Raw genomic sequence first — 7,048 nt, forward strand, 5'->3', positions numbered from 1 at the left:
GTCAGCTGCCTTTCCTTGCGGATGTCCGGTTATTGAGCAGGCCCATAGCCAGATCAACGATCTTGCTGCCTGCGTCAGGCCTTCCCAATCCCCTGCTTGCCCGCTGCATCTCTTTGAGCCCTTCGGGATTTCCAAACATCTCCCTGATGACCGCTGCAAGGGCCTGGCCGTTCATATCCTGTTCAAACAGAACGTATGCTGCACCCATCTCCTTCAGCTTCAGGGCATTGAACTCCTGATGCCTTCCTGCAGCGTGGGGATACGGAATAAGGATAGCAGGCTTGCCAAGCCCCGTCAGTTCCGCAAGCGTTGTTGCTCCTGCGCGGGATATGACAATGTCCGCTGCTGCATATGCCTCTGCCATCTGGTAGATAAACGGAGCGACCGTCCCCTTTACACCGCTTTTTCGGTATGCTTCACGAATGCCCTCAAAGTCCCTGTCACCGGTCTGGTGCAGAAACTGTATGTTCTCTTTCAGATCACCAAGGTGGTTCAGCGCATCGACCATGGTCCTGTTGATCGAAGAGGCGCCCGAACTGCCGCCGAATATGAAGACCGTAAACATTTCGGAGGCAAGAGAGAAGAGCCTGCAGGCAGATTCACGCTCCCCCTTCAGGACCTTCATGCGGACCGGGTTGCCGGAAAGAAAGGTCTTGCCCATCGGAAAGGCCGACATACTCTCCTGATACGTAACGCATATTCTGTCGACAAATCTGCCAAGGATCTTATTCGTCGTACCCGGCACAGAGTTCTGCTCGTGGATAAGGGTCGGGATCGATCTCAGACTCGCCGTAAGCACAACCGCTCCTGAGGCATATCCGCCCACGCCGATCACGATGTCAGGCGACATGGCCGCAAGGATCCTGCGTGCATCGAGAAACGAGAGAGCCAGCTTTGCAACACCGCCTATTTTCTTCATAAACGACTTTCCCACAATGCCCTCTGCCCGCAGAAACTGCAGGGGATACCCTTCCCGGGGAATGATCTTTGACTCGATACCGTGCTCTGTTCCGACGAAGACCACTTCTGCCCCGGCATTTCTTTTTTTGAACTCTTCCGCCAGAGCCAGCCCGGGAAAAAGGTGGCCGCCGGTGCCGCCGCCTGCTATCATGACCTTCATCTTGATGCTCCCTGGCTGCTGTATATGCTTCTTCTTGCAGCCTTCCGGACAATAAGGTTCCTGTCGCCGATCTGGGCCGGCCGGATGTCGTCGCCCCGCGAGATGCGCAGCAGCAGCCCGATAACAGCCATGTTCACCAAAAGTGCTGAACCGCCGTAGCTCATAAACGGCAGGGGAAGGCCTTTTGTCGGCACCATGCCGGTAACAACCGCAAAGTTCACCAGTGCCTGTACGGCAATCATAATGGTCAGGCCGTAGGCAAGGAAAAAATGAAAGCGGTCCTTTGTCCTGTTTGCAATCGTAATGCCTCTCGCAAAGAGGAACACAAAGAGCGCAATCACGACCGTTGCACCAAGCAGGCCTAATTCCTCGCCAACCAGACAGAATATAAAATCAGTATGCTTTGCAGGCAGATATGCCAGTTTCTGTTTCGACTCGCCAAGGCCGAGACCGGTCAGGCCGCCGCTTCCAAGGGAGATAAAAGACTGGATAAGCTGGAACCCGCTGCCCTGCGGATCTTTTGTCGGGTCAAGGAAGGTAGTGATCCTTTTCAGCCGGTACGGCTCCATGGCCAGTTTGATCACGACCGGGATTGCCAGCAGCAGCAGGGATGCGATATACCGAAGCCGCGTCCCGGAAATAAAGAGCATTGCCATGGTCAGGATAAAGAGACTCATGGTCGCTCCAAAGTCGGGCTGCTTCAGAAATACTGCCTGAAAGAGCGCCATAATGCCGAGGGGCTTTATGAAACTCCTGAAATTGTTCGCATCGTAATCAGGGCTGGAGAGGTACTTGGCCAGGAATATGACCATCGCCAGTTTCACCAGTTCCGAGGGCTGAAATGTCATAATCCCGAGCCTGAGCCAACGCCTCGCTCCTCCCGCCTTGAGGCTGATGCCCGGAACAAACACCAGCACAAGCAGGATACCGGAGAAGATCAGGAGCGGAACCGCCAGCTTCTCCAAATTTGCCGCCTTGAACCGGTACGCCACGAGCAGCGCTATCGTGCCCATGATCATCGTAATCAAATGACGCTTCACGTAGTAGAATTCAGTTATGCTTTTCTTTTCGACCGCAGGGACCACGACACCGGTCGAGCTGTAGATCATGATGCTGCCGAAGATGATCAGCGCGAGCATCGCAAACAGAATCATTTTGTCGTACGACCTGATAACAGGAGTCTGTATGGCAGATGAGCGGCTATGCATGGATCGTCTCGAGTTCCATAACGATTTTTTTGAACTGCCTGCCCCTATCCTCAAAGTCCCGGAACATATCGAAGCTTGCACATGCAGGAGACAGGAGAACCACATCTCCTTTCTCCGCCTCTCCGCGGGCGACCTTAACCGCCTCTTCCATATCCCCTGCCATCACCGTTTTGGCAACAGCGCCGAGTGCCTGCCCGAGTTTTCCGGCAGCCTCTCCGATCAGAACCGCCGCTTTGACTTTATTGACTGCAAGGGCGCTGAGCGTTGAAAAGTCGCCTGCCTTGTCCCTTCCGCCGGCGATCAGAATAAGAGGCTCAGAAAAGCTCTCAATCGATTTTATCACTGCCCCGACATTCGTACCCTTTGAGTCATTGATATATTTCACGCCGTCAAGCTCCCGCACCAGCTCGAGCCGGTGTTCAAGACCCGGGAATTCCCTGAGGGACTTCCTGACCGCATCAACAGGACAGCCTGCAAGGAGAGCCATGGCCGAAGCGGCCATGGCGTTCTCCAGGTTATGAACACCTTTAATGCGGATCTCCCGCATATCGATAAGCTGAAGCTCCTCTGCTCTGTCCTGCCGGTCTGAAAAATTCACGATAACAACGCCGTCTTTCACATACAGGCCTTCCACCTTCTCTGCCCTGCTGAAAAAATAGCGATAAGGCCCCCTGCCGCCTTCTCCGAAGCTCGCCGCGTGGAGTTTCATCGTCTCAGGGTCGTCCGCATTGAGGACAAGGATGTCAGGCTCACACTGGTTCTGAAAAATGGCAGCCTTTGCATCGCGATATTCCTGCATGGAAGGATACCGGTCAAGATGGTCAGGGGTGATGTTCAGGATTGCTGCGATGTGGGGTCTGAAGGTCTCGATCGCCTCAAGCTGAAAGCTTGATATCTCGGCCACAACCGCATCAGGAACCGCATTTTCCCTGTCCATCTTCAGAATCTCCTCGGTAAGCGCATTGCCTATGTTGCCGCCGAACATGGTCCTGAAGCCTGCTGACTTCATCATATGGTCCAGCAGGGTAGTCGTTGTCGATTTCCCGTTGCTGCCCGTGACGGCAAGAAACGGCACTGCCTTTTCTTCTGCCATCCGGCCTTCGATAATCTGGTATGCCAGTTCAAGCTCTCCGATGATCCTCTTTCCTTTTGCCCTGGCATCGGCAAGCGGCCTGATCGAAAGCGGCACTCCCGGGCTCACGACGATCACGTCGGCGTCTGAGAATATCTCCTCCGGATGGCTGCCGAGACAGAGTCTGACCGAGGGAGGAAGCGTGCTGACGATATCAGCCAGGTCAGCCGCGGTCTTGCGGTCGGTCACCGTCACGTCGGCGCCCATCCCGGCAAGCAGCCGCGCTGCGCCTGCTCCGCTGCGCGCCAGACCGACCACCGTAAACTTCTTATCCACTGATTCCATCCGGCCTCTTTGCCGCAAGGTTCGTTTTCTTCGCTTTTTTTGCTTTTACCATCATCCGGGTATTGTTCCTGACCTTGGTTTTTCCCTTAACCTTGATCTTTCCCTCAGCCTTGATCTTATGCTTCGCCTTTACTGCCTTCCCCGAAGAAGAGGATACCGTTGCTTTTGCAATGCCCTTCCTGCCCTTCACAACCCCGGCACCTGATGGAACTTTTCTTGTGTACGCTGCCTTGGTCACTCTGGTATCGTCATAGTCAGACCGGGTAAGGTACACGACCGGCTCTTCTTCGTTCTTCATGACCTTTGAGCCAAACGCCATGAGATCCTCGGTCTCCTTCCAGAGCTCAGTCCTGCTCGGCGCACCAAGGAGAGCCACAATGAGCGTGTTGTTGTCACGTTCGCCGGCGCAGACAAAACAATGTCTCGCCGCATTGGTAAAGCCCGTCTTTCCGCCCAGGAGCTCATCGTCTGACCACAGGAGCTTGTTGGTATTCTTTACGAAAAAGGTCTTGCCTGCCTCTGTGGAGAGCTCGGCAGCTCGGGTGCCGAGGATCTCTTTCAGAACCGGATGTTTGATCGCCTGCCGCATGATCTTGGACAGGTCATACGCAGTTGTGTACTGCCCCTTGCCCGGCAGCCCGTTGGGGTTAATGAATTTTGTGTCAGTCGCATTGAGTGCGATCGCCTTCCTGTTCATGAGCTGCACAAACTCTGTCTCTGAGCCGGCTACTGCCTCTGCAAGAGCCACCGCAGCGTCGTTCGCTGATTTCATGAGCGCTGCATACAGGAGGGTCTCAACCGTGACCTTATCGCCTTCTTTGAGCCCTGATTTTGTCGGAGCAGCATTGACTGCGTTGCGGCTGATTGTCACCACATCTTTGAGGTTTACTTTTTCAACAGCGATCAGCGCAGTCATCAGCTTGGTCGTGCTGGCAGGCATAAGCCTCAGCTCCGGATTTTTGGCATAGAGGACCCGTCCGGTCGACGCTTCCATCACAACCGCTGCCCGAGCCTGGATATCCTCGGCGTTGACGGCAGTGATGAGTGACGAGTGAAGAGTGATGAGAAGAAGGGCCACGCCTGTCATCAATGCCTTCACTGATAACCGATTACTCATTACGGATAACTGTCTCATGTTCACCTCAATTTGAGCGTTGCGAGACTGAGCAACGCCAGCATTATTCCGACGATCCAGAACCGGACGATCACTTTGGATTCCGGCCACCCCATCAACTCAAAATGGTGATGGATAGGCGCCATTCTGAATATCCTTTTGCCTGTAAGCTTGAACGATGCAACCTGTGCTATGACAGAAAAAGTCTCTATCACAAAGATCCCGCCGACTACCGCAAGGGCGATCTCATGCTTTGTGATTACCGCAAGCGTGCCGAGCGCTCCACCCAGGCCCAACGAGCCGACATCTCCCATGAAGACATCGGCAGGATACGCATTAAACCAGAGAAACCCAAGCGCAGCGCCTAACATGGCGCCGCAAAATACGGTCAGTTCTCCTGTGCCGGGCAGGAAATAGACACCCAGATACTGCGAGAACTTCGCGTTCCCGGAGATGTAGACCAGCAGCATGTTGGCAAGGGCCGCAATGCCGACCAGGCCGATAGCAAGACCGTCTATGCCGTCTGTAAGATTCACGGCATTTGACGATCCGACGATCACGAGCACGGAAAAGGGGATATAAAACCAGCCGATATCAAAGAACCATTTTTTGAAAAATGGCACGATAAGCTCGGACCGGTACGGGTCGTCCGGATTGGAATAGAGCACCAGACCGATCACCAGTGCGATGCTGATCTGCGCGCCGAACTTATACCAGGCCCTCAGTCCTTTCGGATTTTTTCGGATCACCTTGAGATAATCATCAAGCAGGCCAATTGCGCCGTATCCGATCAGCGAGATGATCATGATCCACATATACTTATTGGAAAGATCTCCCCAGCAAAAGAGTGTCACAAGCATCGCAATGAGGATAATGATCCCGCCCATGGTGGGCGTCCCTGATTTCTTGAGATGTGTCTGGGGACCGTCATTGCGGATCTGCTGGGTTATGCTGATCCTCTTAAGCCACCGTATCATGCACGGCCCTATGACCAGCGATACGACCATCGCGGTAAGGACCGCAAGTGCTGTCCTGAACGTTATGTACCGAAATACGTTCAGAGGCGAGAAATACGGCTGCAACGCAAGAAGAAGCTTATAGAGCATTGCCGGCCTCTGCCGCCACGGGCTTACCTTCTCCGGCCAGCACCTTTTCCATGCGTAAGCCCCTGGATCCCTTGATCAATACCGTGTCACCCTCGCCCGCCATGCCAAGCAGCAGAGACCGGGCCTCATCTGAATTCGCTGCCTGATGGCAGACTCCGGAAAATGCGGCTGAAGCTTTCTGCATTTCAGGGCCGACCGCGATCAGCAGGTCGACATGAAGTTCGTTCATTCTCCTTACAAGGCTCCTGTGTGCATCTTCAGCATATCTGCCGAGTTCCAGCATGTCGCCGACAACTGCAATGCTCCTTCCCTTCTTCAGTCTCACCAGTTCCTTGAGGGCCTCTTCCATGGATGAGGGGTTCGCATTATAGACATCGTTTATCACCAGCGCTCCTGAAAAGCTCCTGATCTCAAGCCGCATCGGAACCCCGGTGAAAACCTCAAGCCCCTGCCTGATCTCCTCGATGCTGATTCCCAGTTCGCAGGCTATTGATGCAGCTGCCAGGGCATTCGTTATATTGAATCTGCCGGACAGCTTCAGACTGATTTTGATCGCCCCGTCCTTCGGCGTGCAGAGTGTGAACTTCGAACCCTGCTGAGCCAACACGATATCCGTTGCAAAGAAATCAGCCTTATTGTCTATGCCGTAGGTGATGGTCTTGCCGGTAAACCCGATCATCCCCTGCATCAGGAAGCGGTCATCGCTGTTCACCGACACGGTCTTAACATGATCAAGGACCTCCAGGTCAGTGTCGCGAACTGCCTCAATACTGCCGAAGCCTTCGAGGTGGGCCTGCCCCACATTCGTGACCACTGCAAGGTCAGGCTGCACGATCCCGCAGAGCTCCCTGATATCGCCGCGCGCATTGGAACCCATCTCGAGCACAGCGAACTCCTCCTCCCCCTGCATATTCGCTACGCACAGCGGAAGACCGATATGGTTGTTGAAGTTGCCGGTAGTTTTGAGCACCCTGTGCTTTTGGGAAAGAATCGATGCGATCAGTTCCTTGGTCGTTGTCTTGCCGTTTGTCCCGGTAACGCTCACTACGGGAATATTTCTTTTTAACCGCCGGAAGCGTGCAA

6 protein-coding genes are annotated in these 7,048 nt (G+C 54.2%); all 6 read right to left on the minus strand.

The features are described 5' to 3' along the window. Nucleotide 1: 1 nt before the first annotated feature. Nucleotides 2–1,120: an undecaprenyldiphospho-muramoylpentapeptide beta-N-acetylglucosaminyltransferase gene (gene murG, locus HZB31_12275; GenBank protein MBI5848698.1), complete on the minus strand. Its 1,119-nt coding sequence runs from the start codon at nucleotides 1,118–1,120 to the stop codon at nucleotides 2–4. Next, nucleotides 1,117–2,328, minus strand: coding sequence for a putative lipid II flippase FtsW (gene ftsW, locus HZB31_12280; GenBank protein ID MBI5848699.1), 1,212 nt, complete (start codon nucleotides 2,326–2,328; stop codon nucleotides 1,117–1,119). The genes murG and ftsW overlap by 4 nt, the downstream gene beginning before the upstream one ends. Further along, nucleotides 2,321–3,745, minus strand: a complete 1,425-nt coding sequence (murD, locus tag HZB31_12285) for a UDP-N-acetylmuramoyl-L-alanine--D-glutamate ligase (protein ID MBI5848700.1) — start codon at nucleotides 3,743–3,745, stop codon at nucleotides 2,321–2,323. The genes ftsW and murD overlap by 8 nt, the downstream gene beginning before the upstream one ends. Beyond that, nucleotides 3,729–4,862, minus strand: coding sequence for a D-alanyl-D-alanine carboxypeptidase (locus HZB31_12290; protein MBI5848701.1), 1,134 nt, complete (start codon nucleotides 4,860–4,862; stop codon nucleotides 3,729–3,731). Before HZB31_12290 ends, murD begins: the two co-directional genes overlap by 17 nt. Nucleotides 4,863–4,882: 20 nt before the next feature. Next, nucleotides 4,883–5,965, minus strand: a complete 1,083-nt coding sequence (locus tag HZB31_12295; GenBank protein MBI5848702.1) for a phospho-N-acetylmuramoyl-pentapeptide-transferase — start codon at nucleotides 5,963–5,965, stop codon at nucleotides 4,883–4,885. Continuing rightward, nucleotides 5,955–7,048: UDP-N-acetylmuramoyl-tripeptide--D-alanyl-D-alanine ligase (locus tag HZB31_12300; GenBank protein MBI5848703.1), on the minus strand; the 1,094-nt coding region annotated here is incomplete at its 5' end. The genes HZB31_12295 and HZB31_12300, both read right to left, overlap by 11 nt.

The organism is Nitrospirota bacterium, assembly GCA_016235245.1.
Lineage (GTDB): Bacteria > Nitrospirota > Thermodesulfovibrionia > Thermodesulfovibrionales > UBA6898 > UBA6898.

Excerpts from the sequence above, each read along its gene's own strand:
- ftsW (MBI5848699.1), bottom strand. The coding sequence starts at position 2,328 with ATGCATAGCCGCTCATCTGCCATACAGACTCCTGTTATCAGGTCGTAC.
- murG (MBI5848698.1), bottom strand. The coding sequence starts at position 1,120 with ATGAAGGTCATGATAGCAGGCGGCGGCACCGGCGGCCACCTTTTTCCC.
- murD (MBI5848700.1), bottom strand. The coding sequence starts at position 3,745 with ATGGAATCAGTGGATAAGAAGTTTACGGTGGTCGGTCTGGCGCGCAGC.
- HZB31_12295 (MBI5848702.1), bottom strand. The coding sequence starts at position 5,965 with ATGCTCTATAAGCTTCTTCTTGCGTTGCAGCCGTATTTCTCGCCTCTG.
- HZB31_12290 (MBI5848701.1), bottom strand. The coding sequence starts at position 4,862 with ATGAGTAATCGGTTATCAGTGAAGGCATTGATGACAGGCGTGGCCCTT.